Source organism: Streptomyces sp. E11-3, assembly GCF_046540415.1.
In the GTDB taxonomy this organism is placed as follows: Bacteria; Actinomycetota; Actinomycetes; order Streptomycetales; family Streptomycetaceae; genus Streptomyces.
Window position 1 is genome coordinate 3,570,621 of sequence record NZ_JAZGRL010000001.1, and the last position, 19,064, is coordinate 3,589,684.

General features: G+C 70.9%; 19 protein-coding genes. 8 read left to right on the forward strand and 11 right to left on the reverse strand.

The window, feature by feature from the left end:
- Nucleotides 1-94: 94 nt before the first annotated feature.
- A complete protein-coding gene (locus U9R90_RS16405; protein ID WP_411057184.1) occupies nt 95-364 on the reverse strand; it encodes a hypothetical protein in 270 nt (89 codons plus the stop codon).
- Between the two features lie 136 nt (nt 365-500).
- Between U9R90_RS16405 and U9R90_RS16410 the strand changes: the two genes are divergently transcribed.
- Nucleotides 501-1,343 carry a helix-turn-helix domain-containing protein gene (locus U9R90_RS16410; RefSeq protein WP_411057185.1) on the forward strand — a complete coding sequence of 281 codons (843 nt, stop codon included), beginning with the start codon at nt 501-503 and terminating at the stop codon, nt 1,341-1,343.
- The gene (locus U9R90_RS16415; RefSeq protein WP_411057186.1) at nt 1,325-1,612 is read left to right on the forward strand and encodes a DUF397 domain-containing protein; all 288 of its coding nucleotides are present in this window, start codon (nt 1,325-1,327) and stop codon (nt 1,610-1,612) included. Before U9R90_RS16410 ends, U9R90_RS16415 begins: the two co-directional genes overlap by 19 nt.
- Nucleotides 1,613-1,736: 124 nt before the next feature.
- Here the strand turns inward: U9R90_RS16415 and U9R90_RS16420 are convergent, their stop codons facing one another.
- On the reverse strand, nt 1,737-3,338 hold the full coding sequence (locus U9R90_RS16420; protein ID WP_411057187.1) for a peptide chain release factor 3: 1,602 nt from the start codon (nt 3,336-3,338) through the stop codon (nt 1,737-1,739).
- A 552-nt stretch (nt 3,339-3,890) separates the two neighbouring features.
- Here U9R90_RS16420 and U9R90_RS16425 point away from each other — a divergent pair.
- From U9R90_RS16425 to U9R90_RS16435, 3 genes are all read left to right on the forward strand, one after another.
- On the forward strand, nt 3,891-4,856 hold the full coding sequence (locus U9R90_RS16425; protein WP_411057188.1) for an Acg family FMN-binding oxidoreductase: 966 nt from the start codon (nt 3,891-3,893) through the stop codon (nt 4,854-4,856).
- A 216-nt stretch (nt 4,857-5,072) separates the two neighbouring features.
- A complete protein-coding gene (locus U9R90_RS16430; RefSeq protein WP_411057190.1) occupies nt 5,073-5,534 on the forward strand; it encodes a hypothetical protein in 462 nt (153 codons plus the stop codon).
- Complete coding sequence (locus U9R90_RS16435) at nt 5,531-6,142, forward strand: hypothetical protein (RefSeq protein WP_411057759.1); 612 nt, start codon at nt 5,531-5,533, stop codon at nt 6,140-6,142. The genes U9R90_RS16430 and U9R90_RS16435 overlap by 4 nt, the downstream gene beginning before the upstream one ends.
- Nucleotides 6,143-6,173: 31 nt before the next feature.
- Here U9R90_RS16435 and U9R90_RS16440 read toward each other — a convergent pair whose 3' ends face one another.
- Complete coding sequence (locus tag U9R90_RS16440; RefSeq protein WP_411057191.1) at nt 6,174-7,043, reverse strand: cytochrome c biogenesis CcdA family protein; 870 nt, start codon at nt 7,041-7,043, stop codon at nt 6,174-6,176.
- A gap of 7 nt (nt 7,044-7,050) precedes the next feature.
- A complete protein-coding gene (locus U9R90_RS16445) occupies nt 7,051-7,668 on the reverse strand; it encodes a redoxin domain-containing protein (protein ID WP_411057192.1) in 618 nt (205 codons plus the stop codon).
- A gap of 110 nt (nt 7,669-7,778) precedes the next feature.
- Between U9R90_RS16445 and U9R90_RS16450 the strand changes: the two genes are divergently transcribed.
- Entirely contained in the window at nt 7,779-8,111 is a 333-nt protein-coding gene (locus tag U9R90_RS16450; RefSeq protein ID WP_411057193.1) for a putative quinol monooxygenase, read from the forward strand.
- A 4-nt stretch (nt 8,112-8,115) separates the two neighbouring features.
- Here U9R90_RS16450 and U9R90_RS16455 read toward each other — a convergent pair whose 3' ends face one another.
- Complete coding sequence (locus U9R90_RS16455; protein ID WP_411057194.1) at nt 8,116-8,862, reverse strand: DUF4097 family beta strand repeat-containing protein; 747 nt, start codon at nt 8,860-8,862, stop codon at nt 8,116-8,118.
- Nucleotides 8,863-9,327: 465 nt separating this feature from the next.
- Here U9R90_RS16455 and U9R90_RS16460 point away from each other — a divergent pair, with 465 nt between their 5' ends.
- Complete coding sequence (locus tag U9R90_RS16460; RefSeq protein ID WP_411057195.1) at nt 9,328-10,530, forward strand: helix-turn-helix domain-containing protein; 1,203 nt, start codon at nt 9,328-9,330, stop codon at nt 10,528-10,530.
- Between the two features lie 41 nt (nt 10,531-10,571).
- Here U9R90_RS16460 and U9R90_RS16465 read toward each other — a convergent pair whose 3' ends face one another.
- The 6 genes from U9R90_RS16465 to crcB (U9R90_RS16490) all read right to left on the reverse strand — a co-directional run bounded on the left by U9R90_RS16465 (nt 10,572) and on the right by crcB (U9R90_RS16490) (nt 16,099).
- The gene (locus U9R90_RS16465; protein ID WP_411057760.1) at nt 10,572-11,276 is read right to left on the reverse strand and encodes a response regulator; all 705 of its coding nucleotides are present in this window, start codon (nt 11,274-11,276) and stop codon (nt 10,572-10,574) included.
- A 14-nt stretch (nt 11,277-11,290) separates the two neighbouring features.
- Nucleotides 11,291-12,940 carry an ATP-binding protein gene (locus U9R90_RS16470; protein WP_411057196.1) on the reverse strand — a complete coding sequence of 550 codons (1,650 nt, stop codon included), beginning with the start codon at nt 12,938-12,940 and terminating at the stop codon, nt 11,291-11,293.
- Between the two features lie 53 nt (nt 12,941-12,993).
- Complete coding sequence (locus tag U9R90_RS16475; protein WP_411057197.1) at nt 12,994-14,619, reverse strand: SLC13 family permease; 1,626 nt, start codon at nt 14,617-14,619, stop codon at nt 12,994-12,996.
- 171 nt (nt 14,620-14,790) lie between these two features.
- On the reverse strand, nt 14,791-15,165 hold the full coding sequence (gene crcB, locus U9R90_RS16480) for a fluoride efflux transporter CrcB (RefSeq protein ID WP_411057198.1): 375 nt from the start codon (nt 15,163-15,165) through the stop codon (nt 14,791-14,793).
- Nucleotides 15,162-15,512, reverse strand: coding sequence for a DUF190 domain-containing protein (locus U9R90_RS16485; RefSeq protein WP_411057761.1), 351 nt, complete (start codon nt 15,510-15,512; stop codon nt 15,162-15,164). The genes crcB (U9R90_RS16480) and U9R90_RS16485 overlap by 4 nt, the downstream gene beginning before the upstream one ends.
- A gap of 95 nt (nt 15,513-15,607) precedes the next feature.
- Nucleotides 15,608-16,099 (reverse strand): fluoride efflux transporter CrcB, encoded by a 492-nt coding sequence (gene crcB / locus U9R90_RS16490; protein WP_411057199.1) that lies wholly within the window; start codon nt 16,097-16,099, stop codon nt 15,608-15,610.
- A gap of 255 nt (nt 16,100-16,354) precedes the next feature.
- On the opposite strand from crcB (U9R90_RS16490), the gene U9R90_RS16495 reads away from it, so the two are divergent.
- The coding region (locus tag U9R90_RS16495; RefSeq protein ID WP_411057200.1) for an ATP-binding protein at nt 16,355-19,064 on the forward strand (2,710 nt) is incomplete at its 3' end.

Here is a 19,064-nt window from a genome sequence, read left to right on the forward strand (position 1 = left end):
CCGGCGAACCTATGCGGTCAGAGCACTAGCCGACTCGCGGAACCAACCAGCCCCGTCACTCCCAGGAGCCAGGCGGGGCTCTCCCTTCGTTCGGTCACAGGTACAACTGTCTCTTGCAGGTACGGCAATGGGTCTTGCCGTCGCGCATCTCCGTCTGGCGGTGCTCGCACGCCCCCTTCTCAATGACCTCCGCCAACTCGCGGATCACCGGCGCGGAGCACTCACCGAGGTTCACCAGCGCGTACCCGTTCTCGCCGAGCGCGAGAGGCGTACGTACGTCCATCGCCGGGAACTGGATGCCCGCCCGCCGCAGGGCGACGGCCAGTGCGTCGCGGGCCTCCTCGGCTTCCTGAATCCTCGTCATCAGCCCCCTTCCGTGACTACTCTGTGTATTCCGGGCACTACGAGCATGGACCCGGAACAGGGAACGGACCACGTCAGCGGGCTGTACTTCCTGGCCACTTGGCGGTAGTTCCACACCTTCCACGGAGGAGCACGCCATGCCGCCGAGACGGGTGGTCACGGGTCGAAGCCAGGAACCACGCCAACGGTTCGCCGAGGAGTTGCGGTTACTCCGCTCGCAGAGCGGCGACAGCCTGCGCAAGCTCGGCGAGGTGCTGGGCTGGGACTGGTCGCTCTTCGGCAAGATGGAGAGCGGGGAGACGCTGGGCGGCCCGGAGGTCGTCGAGGCGCTTGACCAGCACTACGGGACGTCCGGACTCCTCCTCACTCTGTGGGAGTTAGCGGTCGGCGACCCGACGCAGTTCCGGGAGCAATACCGGCGGTACATGACGCTGGAGGCGGAGGCGGTCAGTCTCTGGCACTACGGAGTGAGCACCGTTCACGGGCTGCTCCAGACGAGGGAGTACGCGCGTGAACTGCTCACGGTGGGTGGAACCAAGGGCGATGAGCTGAACCGGCAGGTTGAAGCTCGGATCGGACGTCAGGTGCTGCTCACCGGGGCGGATGCACCGCACTTCCGTACGATCCTGTCCGAGGCCGTGCTGCGCACCCCACTGCGGCATGCGCAGGCGTGGCGGAACCAGCTAGAGCACCTCGTCGAGGCGGCCGAACGTCCGGAGGTGACACTCCATGTGCTCCCCCAGGCCGCTGGTCTGTACGGCCTGGTAAGCACCGACGTGATGTTCTTGCGGCTTCTAGACGGGCGGACCGTGGCCTACACCGAGAACACCCACCGTGGCGAACTGGTCGAGGAAAACAGCTCGGTTGAGCGACTGCAACGTGTCTACGATGCGGTGCGCGACCTGGCGTTGTCTCCTGCCGAGTCGCGGAAGTTCATCGGGCAGATCCTGGAGGAAGCACCGTGCGCACCATCGACCTGACTTCCGTCACCTGGCGCAAGAGCTCCTACAGCAACCCGGACGGCGGGGCGTGCGTCGAGGTCTCCGACGACTTCCTGAGCTCCGCCACCTGGCGCAAGTCCAGCTACAGCAACTCGGACGGCGGCCAGTGCGTCGAGGTCTCCGACGACCACCCCGCCCTCGTCCCCGTCCGCGACAGCAAGAACCCCCACCACCCCGCGCTCGTCTTCGAGTCGACCGCCTGGTCGTCCTTCGTGACCGCCGTCAAGGGCGGGGAGTTCACCGGCTGAGGCGAGCCCCTCCCGTACTCGGCCCGGGTGCGGCCANCCCGCCCCACAACGAAACAGAGCGCACCCGCCACCCCGCGACGCACCCCGCACGGCACGGAGCGCGCACCCCCGCCGCGCCCCGCTCCTACTCGTGCGCGGCCAGCAGCGGGTCGAGGCGGGCGTCCGGGAAGGCTCGTTCGAAGGATGCCGCTTGCCAGCGGTCCGGGAACACCGCGAGCAGCTCCTTGTCACGGACCCGGGTCAGAACCTCGCCACGGATGATCCTGGAGCGGCCAAGCCCCTCCGCCCCGGCCGCGTCGGTGGCGCGGGCCAGGTGATAGGGCAGCATCTCCAACCGCACCGGCGCCGAGAACTCGTTCTCCATCCGGTGGCTGACCACGTCGAACTGCATCGGCCCGACAGCCGCCAGCACCGGCGCCTGGTCACCCCGCAGATCCGAGACCAGAACCTGGACCACGCCCTCCTCATCCAGCTGCGCGATACCGCGCCGGAACTGCTTGGACCGGCCGATGTCGGCCGGCCGCACCACCGCGAAGTGCTCGGGCGCGAAGGTCGGCATGGGCGGGAAGACAGCCGGAGTACCGGCGTACAACGTGTCGCCGACCCGCAGCGCACCCGCGTTGCCCAAGCCCACCACATCACCCGGGTAAGCGATATCGACCGACGAACGGTCCTGGCCGAAGACACTGTTGGCGTACTTGGTGGCGAACGGCTTGCCGTTCACGGCACGGGTGACGGTCGAGCCCCGCTCGAAGACACCCGAGCAGACCCGCAGGAACGCGGTCCGGTCACGGTGCGAGGGGTCCATGTTCGCCTGGACCTTGAAGACCAGGCCGGAGAACGGCGCGTCGACCGCCCGCTCACCCCCACCCTCCAACTCCCGCGCACCAGGCGCCGGAGCCAGCTCGACCACCGCGTCAAGCAGCAGCCGTACGCCGATGTTGGAGACGGCCGCGCCGAAGAAGACCGGCGTGGACTTGCCCGCCAGGAACGACTCCTCGTCGTACTCGGCGCCGTCCGCCTGGAGCAGCTCCAGCTCCTCGGTGGCCCGCTCCCAGTCGACACCCTGGTCGAGCGCCGCCTGCTCGGCCGAGAGCACTTCCTCGGTCGCGGCCTGGGCGCCACCGGGCGTACGGGTGTAGCGCAGCATCCGCTCCGGCCGACGCGCGTCGATCAGCCCGCTCAGATACCCCGCCTCACCCACCGGCCAGGTGACCGGCGTCGGCTTGAGCCGGAACTCGCTCTCGATCTCGTCGAGCAGCTCCAGGGCCTCACGCCCCGGCCGGTCCCACTTGTTGATGAACGTGATGACCGGGATGCCCCGGTGTCGGCACACATCGAAGAGCTTCCGGGTCTGCTCCTCAAGACCCTTGGCCGCGTCGATCAGCATCACCGCGCAGTCCACGGCGGCCAGCACGCGATACGTGTCCTCGGAGAAGTCCGCGTGACCGGGGGTGTCCAGCAGGTTCAGTACACACTCCTGGTGCTCGAACTGCAGCACCGCGGACGTGACCGAGATCCCGCGCGCCTTCTCCATCTCCATCCAGTCCGACGCGACCCCGCGCCGACCGGACTTCCCGTGCACCGCGCCCGCCTCGGTGATCGCCCGCGCGTGCAGGGCGAGCGCCTCGGTCAGCGTCGACTTACCCGCGTCAGGGTGACTGATCACCGCGAACGTGCGCCGCCGCGCCGCCTCCGTGGCCGCCGCCGCGCTCGCCGCGTTCACCGGACCGCCAACAGCTCGGCCCGCACCCTGTACTCCCGCACCTTCGCCACCCGTCCCTCGTCGACCTGTCCGTCCAACCCGCACCACCGGCGCGCGACCACGCCGACTCCTCATGATGGCTGATCATCCGCCGGGGTCTCCCCACCCACCCAAACTTACCTTGACGTAAGGGTAGGTTTAGCAGCCCGCAGACCCGAGATCACCGAGTGGTCCCGGCCCTGGCGAGCGCCTACCGTGGAATCCGGGGGCGGGACAGATCGGGACACCCGGCCCGCCCGAGAGGCCGGTCGGCCGCTGTCGCGGACGCCGCGCACGCAGGACCCTGGGCCCCGAGAGGGGACGTCCATGCCGCAGACACCAGAAGTGCCAGAAAGCCCGGACAGGCCAGCCAGCCCAGACGGGCCAGACAGCCCAGCCAGCCCGGGCAGCCCAACCAGCCCAGCCAGCCCAGCCAGCGCAGCCAGCCCAGCCAGCGCAGCCAGCGCAGCCAGCCCAGCCAGCGCAGCCAGCCCAGCCAGCCCAGCCAGCGCAGACGGTATCGACACGACGACCGTGACATCCCTCGTAGAGGACGCGACGAGGTCACCGTCCCTGCACAACGCCCAGCCCTGGCGCTTCCGCTACCTGAGCGCGACCGCGACGCTCCAGCTGTACGCGGACGAGCGGCGGGCGGTCCCGCATGTCGACCCGGCGGGCCGCGCCCTCCACCTCGGCTGTGGTGCGGCCCTGTTCACCCTGCGGGTGGCCGCCGCGCACGCGGGCCTGACGACCGAGGTCGAGCTGCTGCCCGACACCGGCAAGGACGAGTCCCTGCTCGCGAACGTACGGCTGGCCCCCAGCACAGCAGACGCACCTGACACGATCAGCGCGCTCTACCCAGCCATCGGGCGCCGCCACACCAGCCGCGTCCCCTTCGACGACAAACCCATCCCCCCGGACATCCGGGACGCGCTGTGCGACGCCGCCACGCAGGAAGGGGCCGCACTCCTCTTCCCCTCCCCCTGGCATGTGCAGCACCTGATGAACCTCGTCCAGGACGCGGAGTGGCGCGACTCCGAAGACGAGGAGCGCCTCGCGGACCTGGCCCACTGGACCCGGATGGGCGCCGACGCCGACGCGGCCGACGACGGTGTCCCCGAGTACGCCTTCGGGCCGCGCAAGCGCAGCGGTGGCGCCCCGGTGCGGGATTTCGCGGGCCGCCGCCGCTCCGCCTCCGAACGGGGTGCCGTGCCGTTCGAGGCCATACCCCAGCTCGCCCTGCTGGGCACGACCGAAGACCACCGCCCCGACTGGCTGCGCGCGGGCCAGGCCCTGCAGCGCGTACTGCTCCTGGCCACCGCCCGCGGCCTGGCCACGTCCCTCACCTCGCAGGCACTCGAATGGGATGACCTGCGGTGGGCCGTCCGCGATCCGCGGACGGCGATGGGCCAGGTCCAGTTGGTGCTACGACTCGGCTACGGGCCCACCGGACCCGGCACGCCACGCCGCCAGGTGAGCGAGGTGCTCAGCGTCGAGTAATCACCGAGTAACTCAGTCGTCAGGCATCGAGCGAGGCTCTTGACGAGCTGTCATAATGCGAGGTGTAGCCCTTCGTGCATCCCCCGTCGCGAAGGGCTACACCTATAAGTAAGGCGGGCAAGGGACTCCCCTCGTGGCCCCTTGCCCGTGTTTTTTCGAGTTAACAGTGACGTAGAGTGCCTACGCAAGCCCGTTTTATGAACATGGGGACCGGGGATGGACGACTACGAGGACAAGGGCGGCGAGCGCACACCCGAGCTGAGGACGCTGCGGCAGAAGGTCGAGTACATGGTCGAGAAGACCTTCCCCGGCCAGCGCGTCTCGGGGCGCCAGTTCGCGGAGCTCGTCAGGGAACGCGGGGGCTCCCTGTCGCACAGCTACTTCTCCAACATCCTCGCCGGGAAGGTCACCGACCCGTCCGAGGAGATCCTCAAGGCGCTCGGGCTCGGCTTCGACGTGGACTGGCGCTTCTTCAAGGAGGAGTCCGAGGTCGTCGACGACGTGGTCGCCGGGCTGCGATTCCTCGCGAAGCGTCGTACGGGGGAGATCAGCGGCCTGGCCGCGCGTGGCCTGGGCGACGACAAACTCCCACCGGAACTGCTGCAGTTCGCCCTCTCGCTGTTGGCGGAGGCCAAGGCCGAGCGAGACACGCGGGACAACGACGGGACAGTGTCCTGACGCCGACAACACCAACGTCACCAACACCACCGACGACAGCGACCACGAAAACAGCCCGCCGCGTCACCGACATCCTGCAACCCCGCAACGTCCTCATCATCGGCATGCTCGGCATCGGCCTGGCCGCCGCGGGCGACTGGACCGGCCTGCCCTGGGGTCTGCTCGGCGCGCTCTGCGCCGGGCTGATACCCGCGGGCTATATCGAGTGGGAGCGGGGCCGCGGCACCTGGGGCGACCGGCATGTCGTCGACCGCACCAAACGGGCGCCGATCTTCTTCGTCATCCTCGGTTCGCTGGGCGCCGGTTCACTCGTCATGGTCATCGGGAACGCCCCGAGCGGCATCCTGCTGGCGATGCTCGCGCTCTGGGCGATGACCGTCGTCCTCCTTGCCGTCAACACCGTCTGGAAGATCTCGGTGGACTCGGCGGTCGCCTCGGCCGTGGTCGCGCTGCTCGCCGCGGTTCACTCGCCCTGGTGGCTGCCGGCCTACACCCTGGCCGTCGCCGTGTGCTGGTCGCGGGTCGCGCTGCGGTACCACACGGTCGCGCAGACGGTCGCGGGCGCGACGGCCGGTGCGGCCACCGCGGGCGCGTTCCTGGTCACTTGAGCCCAGCCTGGCCCCTATGAGCCCCGCCTGGTCACTTGAGCCCAGCCTGGTGGCCAGTACGGCGACGCCTCCGCCCCCGTACCCGTACAAGCCCAATCGCCACCAGTACGGCGAGCACGCCCGCCACCGCCCCGACGCCGACCGTGTCCAGCCCGTCCGCGAGCCAGCGTTGCACCACCGCCGCGCCCTCGATCACCGGATCCTCGACCAAGCCGCCGCGCTGCACCCGGATCTCGTACCAGCCGTAGTACGCCACATAGGCGCCGACCAGCAGCAACAGCGCCCCGCCAACGCGCGACGCACTCGCGCCGAGCCGTCGGATGCCGGAGACCCTGGCGGTACGGGTGAGGGCCACGGTGAGCGCGGCCGCGCCGACGACCGCGCCCATCCCGCCCGCGTACGCGCCGAAGAGCACCACGCCCTCGCCGAGCGAGCCGCTGCGGAACGCGGTGACCACGATGGCCAGGAACGGGGCGATGGTGCAGCCCAGCGAGGCGATCGCATACGCCGCGCCGAACAGCCCCATCGACCACACCGAGCGGGTGACGGCGGGCGCGCGGCGCAGCTTGGGCAGCAGCGCGGGCAGGGCGCGCCCGGCCAGCAGCCAGCCGCCAATCAGCGCGAGCAGCAGCCCGAACACCACGGTGAACCAGGGCAGATGCTGCTGCACCTGGCTCGTGACCGGGGCGATGGCGAGGCCGAACAGGGCGAAGACGGCGGTGAATCCCGCGGTCATCGCGGCGGTCGCGGCCAGCGCGCGGCCGACGGCCACCGCCCTGGTGGGCGAGTCGTCGCCGAGTACGAGCAGCGAGAGGTAGGCGGGGAGGAGGGCGAAGCCGCACGGGTTCACCGCGGCGAGCATCCCGGCGGTGAGGGCCAGGGCGAGAGGCAGATCGGACACCGGGGCGTCAGCCCACGAGTTGGTCGAGCTTGTCGGCGAGGCCCTTTCCGGCCGGGAGCACGCCGGTGAAGGTCTCCTTGCCGTCCTCGTCGAGGATCACATAGACACTCTGCTCGGTGATCTTGAACTTCCTCCAGATGTCGCCACGCTCGTCGTTCAGCTGCGGGAAGCCGTCGACCTTGGTGTCGGAGACGAAGTCCGCCATCGCCTTCTGCTTGTCGAGGCCCGCCACGCCCACGACATGCGCCTTGCCGTCGAAGTCCTCGGCGACCTTGGCGGTCTCCGCCGCCTGGCCCTTGCATGTGGGGCACCAAGGCGCCCAGAACCAGAGCACGGTGGGCCGGCCGGCCAGGGTCGCGGCGTCGAAGGGCTTGCCGTCGACGGTCGTTCCGGTGAAGCGCAGTGTCTCCGAGACGTTCTGTGTCGCCCCGCCCTCGGTCACGGCGGGCGAGGAGGCGGACTTCTCCGCGGACGCCTTCGGGGACGCATTCGAGGACGCCTTCGAGGACGTACCGCTGTCGTCCTCCGTACCGCTGTCGCTCTCCGTACCGCACGCGGTCAGGACCAGCACAGCGGAGGCCAACAGGGCGCAGGCGGCGGTTGCTCGGGATCGTGTCGTCGTCACGTTGGCACCGTAGGACGAGCCGGGCGCGGGCGGCACCGCGAACGGCCTTACGATTCCATGACGGACAAAACGCAGGACATCAGGCAGGAAAGCCAGGAACAGGACCTCTCATGATCTTCATCACCGTGAAATTCACCGTCCGCCCCGAGTACGCGGACAAGTGGCTCGACCTGGTCGACGACTTCACCCGCGCCACCCGCGCCGAGCCGGGCAACCTCTTCTTCGAGTGGTCCAAGAGTGTCGACAACCCGCATGAGTTCGTCCTCGTAGAGGCGTTCCGCGACGGCGATGCGGGCAAGGCGCACGTCGAGGCCGACCACTTCAAGGCGGGTACGGAGGCCATGTCGTACGCCGTCGCCGAGACTCCGCGGATCGTCAGCACCGAGATCCCGGAGATGGACGGCTGGGGACAGATGGGCGAGGTCTCGCCTCGTACCGCGTAGCGGCTCAGGAGCCCGAGGGCTTGACGGATATGGCGCCGTTGCTGGTGGACAGGTCCAGCGCGTGGGTGGCGTCCGGGGCGGTCGCGACGCCGACTTCCTTGCTGCCGTTGCTGGTCTTGGTGGTCACCCGGTAGGTCTCGTTCGGGACCCTGAGCGAGATGGCGCCGTTGGACGTCTTGACGCGGACGTCCTGCGTCTTGGTCGCGGTGAGGTCGACCTTGCCGTTGCTGGTGTGCACGCGGGTGTACTCGCCCGCGAGGCCGCGTCCGGTGACCCTGCCGTTGCTGGTCTTCACATCGACCGCGCCGGTGATCGACTTCAGGTCGATGGCGCCGTTGGTGGTGGAGACGCCCACCGCGCCCATACGGGACAGGCTGACCTTGCCGTTCGCCGTCTTGCCCCGCACCGGAAGCCCGTCCGGCAGGTCCACGGTGTAGCGCACCGTGCACTTGTCGCCGCAGCCGCCGAGCACCAGCACCCCGTCCTCGATCTTGTGGGACGCACCCTTCGGCTTGTCGCCGCGGTAGTCGACATCCCGACGGATGGACACCTCGTCGGTGTCGTCCCCGCCGCGCAGTTCGACGCTGCCGTCGCCGTTGTCCAGGAGCACAGAGGTGATCTTCGCGGTGTCCTTCCTGGACACGGTGGCCTCGTCATCGAAGCTCTTGCCCGTGATCGCACCGCAGGCGCCGAGACCGATCACGCCCGCCCCGGCGAGCGCTAGAGCTGAGAGCACACGGCGCTGACGCATGAATTCCTCCACGTATGGCAGTGGTTACCTCCGAGGGTTACGAGCCTAGGGACGGCCGCCGCACCCTGACATGGGGGAAACCCCCGACTTGTCCCTGAGGGCCACCCCCGACACCCCCGACACCCCCGACGCCTGCCCGCACTCCCAACAGGCCCTCGTGTCACAGATGCTGAAGATCCGGCATTAGGAAGGCGTTAAACATTGCCGGGTTCCGGCAATGCGGTCNGGGGGGAAACGGGGGAAGCGGGGGAACACGGGGGAGGGTCCCGGTGTCGACTACCGGCAACGGTGTCGGCACCGGGACTCCCGTTGGGCAGACTCGGCTGCCGTTTCCCGGCACCGGTCCGCCACCACCCCGATCGCGGCCACCGCGGCCCGCCACTTGCCCGCACTGCCGAAGCCCGGCAGTCTTGACGCGTTACTGACGCCGGGAGTCAAGGCCACCGGTGTGCCTAGGGGGAGTGCGTGACAAGACACCAGATGCCCGAGAGCGACCGCGACCACGCGCGTGACGGCTCCCGCGACGGCTCCCGCGACCACGCGCGTGACGGCTCCCGCGACGGCTCCCGCGACCACGCGCGTGACGGCTCCCGCGACGGCTCCCGCGGCCCCTCTCGCGACGGTTCTCTTGACGGCTATCTCGACGGGTACGCCCAGATACTCGCCGAGGCCTCCGCCACCGGCAGACGGCTGACCCGCGACGAGCTCGACTCCCGGCGGCAGCTCGGCGAACAGGCCGCCGAGGACGGCCACGGGCTGCGCACCCTGCTGCTCAAACACCTGTCCGCGACCCGCACCACCTGGCCCGGCGCCCCCGGCTCGGCCGACAGCGTGCTGGCCGCCGTGGAGCAGGCCGTTGACGCCTTCGCCGAGGGGTACGAGCGGGCCCAGCGGATCGCCGTACGGCGCGAGGAAGCGGCCCGCCGCGAGTTCATCGACGACCTGCTGCACGGCCGCAGCGACCTGGGCCGCCTCGCCGAGCGCGCGGAGCGGTTCGGTCTGCGGCTCTCGCACGCGCACGCGGTCGCGGTCGCCACGGGCCCGGACGCGTACACCGAGACCGACCCGGTGGCCCGCGGCGTGGAGGCCGCGCTGATCGCCCGTTTCGGGGACCGCGCCATCCTGCTCACCACGAAGGACGGCCGGCTGATCTGCATCGCCCCCGGCGACCAGGGCAACGTCCTCAACTACTTCGCCAAGCAGGCCCACGCGGCCACGGACGGCGGCCAGGTGGCGATCGGCCGCGCGCACCAGGGGGCGGGCGGCGTCGTCCGCAGCTACGAGGAGGCGCTCGGCTCACTGGACCTGGCCGAGCGCCTCGGCCTCGACGAGCCGGTACTGCTCGCCGCCGACCTGCTGGTCTACCCCGTACTGACCCGGGACCGCGAGGCGATGGCCGATCTCGTACGGACCGTGCTCGGCCCGCTCCAGCAGGCACGCGGCGGCGCGGAGCCGCTCCTGGACACGCTGGTCGCCTACTTCGACGCCGGCTGCGTTTCGGCCGCGGCGGCCCGCCAACTGGCCCTGAGTGTACGCGCCTTGACCTACCGCCTGGAACGCATCCACCAGCTCACCGGCTCCAACCCCGCCGACCCGCTGCACCGGTACACGCTGCAGACGTCGGTGATCGGAGCACGTCTGCTGGACTGGCCCGCGAAGGACCTCTGAGACCTCTCAGAGGGTCTCCAGGACGGCCTCCGAGACGACCTTCAGGACCCGCTACTGGGCGAGGCCGACGGGCCGTTCCAGTGGTAGACGTTCTCCGGGCGGCCCTGACTGCCGTAGCGCGGGCGGCGTTCCACGAGGTCCTGGTCGGCGAGGTGTTCCAGGTAGCGGCGAGTGGTGACGCGGGCCATGCCCAGGCGGCGGCCCGCCTCGGTGGCCGTGATGCCGCGCGGGTCGAGTTCGCGGAGCAGGTCCACCACGGCCGACAGCGTCGGGTTGCTCATCCCCTTCGGGAGCGGGCCGCCGACGCTGCCGCGCAGCGCCCCGAACGCCCGGTCCAGGTCCTGCTGGGCGGTGGCCGGGCCGTGGTCGAGCAGATGGCCCCGGTACTCGGCGTAGCGCTCCAGCTTGTCGCGGAAGGCGGCGAAGCTGAACGGCTTCAGTAGGTACTGCACCACGCCGTACACCAACACCGAGCGGACGGTGCCCACATCGCGCGCGGAGGTGATCGCGATGATGTCGGTGAGGTGGCCGCGGGCCCGCAGGGTGCGGCAGACGTCCAGGCCGGTCATGTCGGGGAGGTAGAAGTCCAGCAGGACGAGGTCGACGGGGTGCCGGTCCAGGAAGTCCAGCGCCTCGGCGCCCCGGTGCACCACGCCGGTGGCGGTGAAGCCGGGCACCCGCTCGACGTACTGCGCGTGCGCGTCGGCGATGCGTGGATCGTCCTCGACGACCAGTGTTCTGATCATGGTTCTACCGCTGGTCATGCTTCCTCTCCTGGCTCGTCCGGCTGATCTCGCGTTGGCTGATCTCCTCGCTCGTCCGGCTCTTCTGAGCCTTCGCGCGGGTGCAGTCGTACGGTGAACACCCCGCCGTTGCCCGTACCCACCTCCGCCTCACCCCCGTACCTGCTGATCACCTGCTTGACCAGGGCGAGGCCCAGGCCCTGCCCCCGCCCCCCGGCCGCGGACTTGGTGGTCCAGCCCCGCGTGAAGATGGAGTCCAGGTGCGCGCCGTCCACGCCGCGGCCGCTGTCGGACACGCGGACCAGCAGCCCGCCGTCGGGCTCGCTGCGCGCGGTCACCGTGACCTTGCGGGGTGGTTCGGCGGTCAGTGCCGCGTCGATCGCGTTGTCCACCAGGTTGCCGACCAGGGTGACCAGATCGCGGGCCGTGACGGCGGACTCGGCCACGGCGGTGTCCTCCGTCACCACCAACTCCACGCCCTTCTCGGCGGCCTGGGCCGCCTTGCCGAGCAGCAGGGCGGCCAGCGCGGGCTCCTCCACCGACTCGGTCAGCCGGTCCGCGAGCTGCTGCGCCGAGGCCAGTTCCACGGTGGCGAACTCCACGGCGCGCTCCGGCTGGCCGAGTTCGACCATGGTGATCACGGTGTGCAGCCGGTTCGCGGACTCGTGCGCCTGCGCGCGCAGCGCGTCGGTGAAACCACGGACCGAGTCCAACTCGCCCGCCAGCGCCTCCAGTTCCGTGTGGTCGCGCAGGGTGGTGACGGTACCCAGCGGGCGGCCGTCCTTCTCGATGCGTTCCTGGTGGGCGACGAGCACCCGGTCACCGTAGACGCACAACCGGTCGTCGGCGGGCTCCCCGGAGGCGAGCAGTCCGTCCAGCGGGGGCCGCAGGCCCAGGTCGCGGACCTGGCGGCCTTCGGGGTGGCCGGTGAGCCCGAGCAGGGCGCGCGCCTGGTCGTTGGCGAGCACCAGTTCGCCGCGCGGGCTGACGATCAGCAGACCTTCGCGAACCGTGCGCAGTACGGCGTCGTGGTGCTCGTACAGCCGAGTGATCTCCTCGGCGCCGAGGCCGAGGGTCTGCCGGTCCAGGCGGCGGCTGATCGCGTACGAGCCGGCGGCGGCGACCAGCAGCGCGGCCGCGGAGAGGTAGACGACCGGGTACAGGCGGCGCTGGAGCTCGCTGCCGATCTGCTCCTGGAGAATCCCGATCGAGAGCAGGGCGTCCACCTCGCCGTCGGCATCGCGGATGGGCACCACGGCGCGGACCGAGGGGCCGAGTGTCCCCTCGTAGCTCTCGGTGAAGGCGCGGCCTTCGAGCGCGGGCCCGATGGTGCCGACGAACGGTTCGCCGACGCGCTCCGGGTTGGGGTGGGTGTAGCGGGTCCGGTCGGGAGCCATGAACACGATGAAGTCGGTGCCGGTCGCCTCGCGTACGGAGGTGGCGAGCGGCTGCAGTACGGCCGCCGGGTCGGGGCTCTCCAGGGCGGTGCGGACCTCGGGCAGCTCGGCCAGCGCGGAGGCGAGGGTGCGTACCTCCAGCTCGGCGTGCGCGCGGGTGTCCCGGCGTACTTCCAGGAACACCAGCAGCGCCGCCGTCCCGACCAGCGCGAGGATCACCGCAAGCTGCAGTGCGAAGAGCTGACGGGCCAGGCTCATTCGCTTGCGCATGGGGTCATTCTCGCAGGTCAGGACGGAGGCGCAGGGGGAAGCGGCGGGATGCGTCAGAACGACAGGCCCAGCGCCCAGCCGCCGAGCAGCATCGTCATCCCGGTGATCAGGACGACGCCGATCAGGTTCAGCCAGAGCCCGGCCCGCATCATCTGCGGCATCGTCACATAGCCGGAGCCGAACACGATCGCGTTCGGCGGAGTGCCGACCGGGAGCATGAAGCTGCAGGTGGCGGCCATCGCGGCGGGCACCATCAGCAGCATCGGGTCGACGCCGATGCCGACGGCCACAGCGGCGAGCACCGGCAGGAAGGTGGTGGCCGTCGCGGTGTTGCTGGTGAGTTCGGTGAGCATCAGGATGATCAGGCAGACGGTGGCGACCAGCAGCAGTACGGGCAGCGAGCCCAGACCGTCCATGGTGCCGCCGATCCAGGTGGAGAGCCCGGTGTCCTGTACCGCCTTGGCCAGGCAGAGACCGCCGCCGAAGAGCAGCAGCACACCCCAGGGGACGCCGTTCTGCGCGGTCCGCCAGTCCATGGCCGACACGCCCTTCTTCGCCGACACGGGGATGAGGAAGAGGGCGAGCGCGGCGCCGAGGGCGATGGTGGTGTCGTTGAGCTGCGCCATGAACGGCAGCACCGAGGTCAGCGCGTCCCAGCCGCTGAGCTGGTCCTTGAAGACCCACAGCAGCGCGGTGGAGACGAAGACGGTGAGGACGGTCCACTCGCCGCGGGACATCGGGCCGAGCTTGTCCAGCTCGTCCTGGATGACCTGCTTGCCGCCCATCACGTCGCCGATCCGGGTCGGGTAGGCGACGCGGGTCAGGAACAGCCAGGTGATGAGCAGGAAGACGGCGGACAGCGGCACGCCGAGCTTCATCCAGTCGGCGAAGCTGATCTGGACGTTGTAGGTCTCCTCCATGATGCCGGTCATGATCAGGTTCGGCGGGCTGCCGATCAGGGTGGCCAGACCGCCGATGGTGGCGGCGAAGGCGATGCCCAGCATCATGCTGACGGAGAAGTTCTTGGTGTCCTTGTCGGCGGCCAGCGCCGCCACCGGGTCCTCCTCGGGGTCCGCATCGGATGCGCCTCCTTGCGGAGCGGCGTGTGCGCGCCGGGCCGCGGCGACCATCGCCAGCACGCTGACGCCGATGGGCAGCATCATCATGGTGGTGGCGGTGTTGCTCACCCACATCGACAGGAACCAGGTCGCGGTCATCACGCCGAGCAGCAGCTGCCGCGGCTTGGTGCCGATGGCCCGCATGGTCAGCAGCGCGATGCGCTTGTGCAGGTTCCACTTCTGCATGGCCAGCGCGATGACGAAGCCGCCCAGGAAGAGGAAGACGATCGGATGGCCGTACGCGGCCGTGGCGTCACCGATCGGGAAGATGCCGAGCAGCGGCAGCGCGACCAGCGGCACCAGCGAGGTCGCCGCCAGCGGCAGCGCCTCGGTCATCCACCAGACGGCGACCAGGATCGCCACGGCGAGCGAGGTGCGGGCCGGGGTCGACAGACCGGGGTCGGCCGGGATCAGGAAGTAGACCAGCAGGCCGAGGGCCGGGCCGAGCAGCCGTCCGATCCAGATGCGCTTGACCGGCAGGTGCTGGTCGTCGGCGCCGGGTCGTGGCCCCGCGGATTGCCGCACCTGGCTCTCGGCTGCCCGCGTCTCCGTGGTTGCCATGAGGAATCCCTTCGAAACTTCCCGGCCATCTGTCGGAAACCGGTGTGTTCGGTGAATGTGACATGGCCCACCAGGGGTGTCGCTCTTTTGGTCGTAAGGGTCGATGTACGGCCCTGACCAGGGGTTTTGCGACCCTGGGGCGCGGCACTCAGTGCCGCCTTAACCTGGCTCTTACGGCCAGAGCGCCTCGGCGACCGCGATCCCGACGAACGCCGCACCGAGTCCGGCCACCACGCTCGCGGCCACGTTCAGTACGGCGAACAGCCGGGCGCCCGACTCGGCGAGCCGGAGGGTCTCGTACGAGAACGTGGAGTACGTGGTCAAAGCCCCGCACAGGCCCGTGCCGAGCAACAGAAGTACCTGCGAGGACGCGGCGCCCGCGGCCACCGCGCCGGTGATCAGGCCAAGCGCCAGGCACCCGGTGACATTGGCGGCGAAGGTGCCCCAGGGGAAGACGGTGTCGTGCCGGGACTGCACGGCGCGGTCGGTGAGGTAGCGCAGCGGGGCGCCGACCGCGCCGCCGACCATGACCAGGAGCCAGTTCACCCGTCCCGGCCTTCCCGCCCCACGTACCGGATGACCTCGCAGTCGTCGAGGATCACCAGGCCCTCGGAGACCAGCTCGTCGAGCTGCGGCAGGAAGGCGCGTACCCGCTCCTCCTTGTCGACGATCAGGATCGCCACCGGCAGGTCCTCACTCATCGAGAGCAGCCGCTGGGTGTGCACCAGGGACGAGGCGCCGAAGCCCTCGATGCCCTTGAAGACGCTGGCCCCCGCGAGGCCCGCCGCACGGGCGCGGTGCACGATCTCCGCGTACAGCGGGCGGTGGTGCCAGGTGTCGCTCTCGCCGATCAGGATGGTCACCCGCAGTGCGGTGCCGGTCAGCCGCGTCATGCGTCGTCCCTTCGTCGTGCCCGCGTCACTAGTCGTCGCGCCCGCGTCACGGCCCATCTCGCCCGCGTCACGGCCCATCTCGCCCGCGTGACGACTCATCGCGCCCGCCCCACGACGCGGCGGGTCGCCGCCGCCGCGAGCCAGACCGCCGCGAGGGCGGTCAGCAGGGTCAGGGCCAGATACGCGAGGGCGGTGCGCGCCTCGCGTACGTCCATCAGGTGCTCGATGTCGGCCGCGTACGCCGAGAAGGTGGTGAAGCCGCCGAGTACCCCGGTGCCGAAGAAAGGCCGCACCAGACGGTGCACCTGACGACCCTCGGTGATCACCACCATGAAGACGCCCATGACCGCACACCCGACAGCGTTCACCGTCAGGGTCGTCCAGGGGAAGGTGCCGGGCGTGGTCGGCCAGAGTTGGGCCGCGCCATAGCGGGCGGCCGCGCCGAGCGCACCGCCGAGGGCGACGGCGGCGATGACGGGGGCCTGGCCGCGCAAGGGGGACGCGCGTCGGCGGGGTGCGGGGGCGAGTCCGCCGCCGCTCGTTCCGCCCGCGGTCCCGTCTGTCACTCGGGGCTGTCCTGCTCCCATGACCAGCCAGGCTATCCCTGAGGCGGCCCTGAGACCGAGTTGGCCGGACAGGGCCGAGCGCCCGAGGAGACGGTCTGTGGAGACGGCCTGCGGAGACGACCTGTGGAAACGGCCTACAGAGACAGCCTGCGGAGACAGCCTGCGGAGACGGCCTGCGGAGACGGCCTGCGGAGACGGCCTGTGGAGACGGCCTGTGGAGACGGCCTGTGGAAAACGATAGGCCCCCTGTCAGTGGGTGGGCCTATCGTTCGAAGCATGACCCCCGAACTCATCGGGCGCGACCATCCCGTCACCGTGCTGCGCACCGAGATCGCCCGGGCCGCCGAGAGCCACGGCGGTCTGCTGCTCGTCACGGGCGAGGCGGGCATCGGCAAGACGACGCTGATGAGCGAGGCCGCCGACGAGGCGCGGCGGCTGGGCGCGCTGGTGCTGACCGGCGCCTGCTGGGCGTCGGACAGCGCGCCGGGGTACTGGCCGTGGGTGCAGGTCGTACGGGGCCTGCGGCGGGCGGTCGACGAGGCAGAGCTGGCGGCGGCCGAGGAGGCGGCGGGCGGCGCGCTCGGCGTGCTACTCGGCGAGGCGCGGGCGAACGCGGGGCCGGGCGAGGACTCGGCGGAGGCCTTCCGGCTGTACGACGCCGTGACGACCGCGCTGGTCACGGTCTCCCAGAAGCGGCCCGTCGTGGTAGTCCTGGACGACCTGCACTGGGCCGACGGCGCCTCGCTGAAGCTGCTGGAGTTCGCCGCCGGGCACGCTTGGTTCGAGCGGCTGCTGCTGGTGGGGGCGTATCGGGACGCCGAGGTGGAGTCCGAGGGCCATCCGCTGCGCGAGCAGATACTGCCCCTGGCCACGAAGGCGACCACACTGACCCTGTCCGGTCTCGGCCGCGCGGAGACCGGGGCGCTGATCACGCGGACGGCGGGGCGCGCGCCCGCCCCCGAGCTCACCGCGGAAGTACACCGATGGACCGGCGGCAACCCCTTCTTCGTGGAACAGACAGCCCGGCTGTGGGCGTCCGGCGCCTCCGTGGACGCGATCGCGCCCGGCGTGCGCGAGGCCGTGCGGCGGCGGCTCGCCCTGCTGCCGGACCCGGTGGCGCAACTGCTGACCACGGGCGCGGTGCTCGGCAGGGAGTTCCACCGGCAGGTGCTCGCCGCGGTCGAGGGCGAGCCGGTGGCCCATGTCGACCGGCTGCTCGGCCAGGCGGCCGTGGCCCGCCTCGTCAAGCCCCTGGGAGGCGGCCGGTACGCCTTCGTGCACGACCTCGTACGGGAGACGCTGTACGAGGAGCTGGCCGACGGCGCCGGGGAGCGGCACGCGGAGGTGGTGCGCACCCTGGAGGCCGTGCCGGCGCTCGCCGAGAAGGTCTTCCCCGCCGACCGCGCCCGGCACGCGTACGCCGCGGGTGACGCGATCGAGCCCGAGACGGCGGTGCGGCTGCTGCAGGAGGCCGCGCAGGACGCCGGGTCACGGCTCGCCGTGGAGGAGGAACTGGCGCACCAGCGGCGGGCGGTGGAGCGCGCCGTGGGCCTGAAGGACCAGGGCCGCCGCGTCATCGCGATGCTGGGCCTCGCGCACGGCCTGCAGTACCACGGGGACCAGACCGAGGCGAACGGCATCATCGACGACACGCTCCGGCTGGCCCGCAGCCTGGACGACCCCGGCCTGCTGGCACGGGTCGCCCTCGCCTCGTACACCACCTATGGGTCGACGCACGGGCAGCGGCCCAGCGACGACCTGCTGCGCGAGGCCTACGACCGGATGGTCGGGCCCGAGGGAGCCGCCGCCGACCGTACGGCGGAGGAACTCGCCCAGGAACTCAGCATCAGAACCACCGTCCTGGCCCGGCATCAGGAGGACGACGAGGCACTGGGGTTCAGCCTCTGGGCCAGGCACCACGCCATCTGGGGTCCGGGCACCGCGCCGGAACGGGTCGCGCTGGTCGAGGAGTTGGCGACGATCGCCCGCCGCACCAGCGACATCGAGGGCGAGTGCTTCGCGCGGGCCCTGCACTGGGTGGCGCTGATCGAGCTCGGCGACCCGCGCTATCTGGACGAGTACCACGCGTATGTGGCGATGGCGGAGCGGTACGGGCTGCCGCGGATGGGCGTCAGCGCCGCGATCGACCAGTCCATCGTCATCGCGCTCGCCGGGCGCTTCGCCCAGGCCGAGAGCTTCCTCACGGAGGCGTTCGGCTACGCGGAGCGGTCCCTGCCGCACGACCCCATGGTCGCGCTGCTCGAACACCACCGCTGGACGCTCGCCCTGCTCCAGGGCCGGTACGAGGGCCTGGACGACCTGGTCAGCACGCTGGGCCGGGACCATCCGTGCCCACGGCTGCTCGCCGGGATCACGGCGATCGAGCGGGCCGACGCGGACTGGGGCGGCGCGGACCGCGTGGCGCGTGCGGGCGGTGCGGATCGCGCGGCGCGTGCGGGCGGCGACGTCGAGGCGGCCGTCGAGTACGCCCGGACCCTCCTGGCGGGCGGGGCGTCGTCCGACCGCGGCTTCCTGCCCCTGCGGCTGCGGTTCCAGGCACAGGCCGCGGCGGCCTCCGGCGACCCGGAGCTGTGCGCGCGGGCCCGCGCGGCGCTGGAGCCGTACGCGGGGGCTGGGCAGTGGGCGGTGTCCATGTTCGGCTGGGACATCAGCGGCCCGATGGCCCACTGGGCGGCCCTGTGCGACGCCGCACTCGGCCGCTGGGCCCAGGCGGCCGAAGGCTTCACCGCGGCCTACCGCTCGGCCGACCTGCTCGGCGCCCAGGCCTGGTCCATCGAGTCCCGCACCCGCCTCGCCCAGGCCCTGACCGCGCTCGGCGAGGACTCCGCCGCGCTCCTCGCCGAAGTGGAGCGCGACGCGGAGGCCCTGGGGATGCGGCAGGTGTTGCGCCGGATCGCACGGCTGCGGGACGGGGCGAAGGGAGACGGGACGCAGGGGGACGGCACGACGGGAGGCGGGGCCGGGG

Excerpts from the sequence above, each read along its gene's own strand:
- U9R90_RS16405 (WP_411057184.1), bottom strand. The coding sequence starts at position 364 with ATGACGAGGATTCAGGAAGCCGAGGAGGCCCGCGACGCACTGGCCGTC.
- U9R90_RS16410 (WP_411057185.1), top strand. The coding sequence starts at position 501 with ATGCCGCCGAGACGGGTGGTCACGGGTCGAAGCCAGGAACCACGCCAA.
- U9R90_RS16430 (WP_411057190.1), top strand. The coding sequence starts at position 5,073 with ATGGACGACTACGAGGACAAGGGCGGCGAGCGCACACCCGAGCTGAGG.
- U9R90_RS16450 (WP_411057193.1), top strand. The coding sequence starts at position 7,779 with ATGATCTTCATCACCGTGAAATTCACCGTCCGCCCCGAGTACGCGGAC.
- U9R90_RS16455 (WP_411057194.1), bottom strand. The coding sequence starts at position 8,862 with ATGCGTCAGCGCCGTGTGCTCTCAGCTCTAGCGCTCGCCGGGGCGGGC.
- U9R90_RS16465 (WP_411057760.1), bottom strand. The coding sequence starts at position 11,276 with ATGATCAGAACACTGGTCGTCGAGGACGATCCACGCATCGCCGACGCG.
- U9R90_RS16470 (WP_411057196.1), bottom strand. The coding sequence starts at position 12,940 with ATGCGCAAGCGAATGAGCCTGGCCCGTCAGCTCTTCGCACTGCAGCTT.
- U9R90_RS16475 (WP_411057197.1), bottom strand. The coding sequence starts at position 14,619 with ATGGCAACCACGGAGACGCGGGCAGCCGAGAGCCAGGTGCGGCAATCC.
- U9R90_RS16485 (WP_411057761.1), bottom strand. The coding sequence starts at position 15,512 with ATGACGCGGCTGACCGGCACCGCACTGCGGGTGACCATCCTGATCGGC.
- crcB (WP_411057199.1), bottom strand. The coding sequence starts at position 16,099 with ATGGGAGCAGGACAGCCCCGAGTGACAGACGGGACCGCGGGCGGAACG.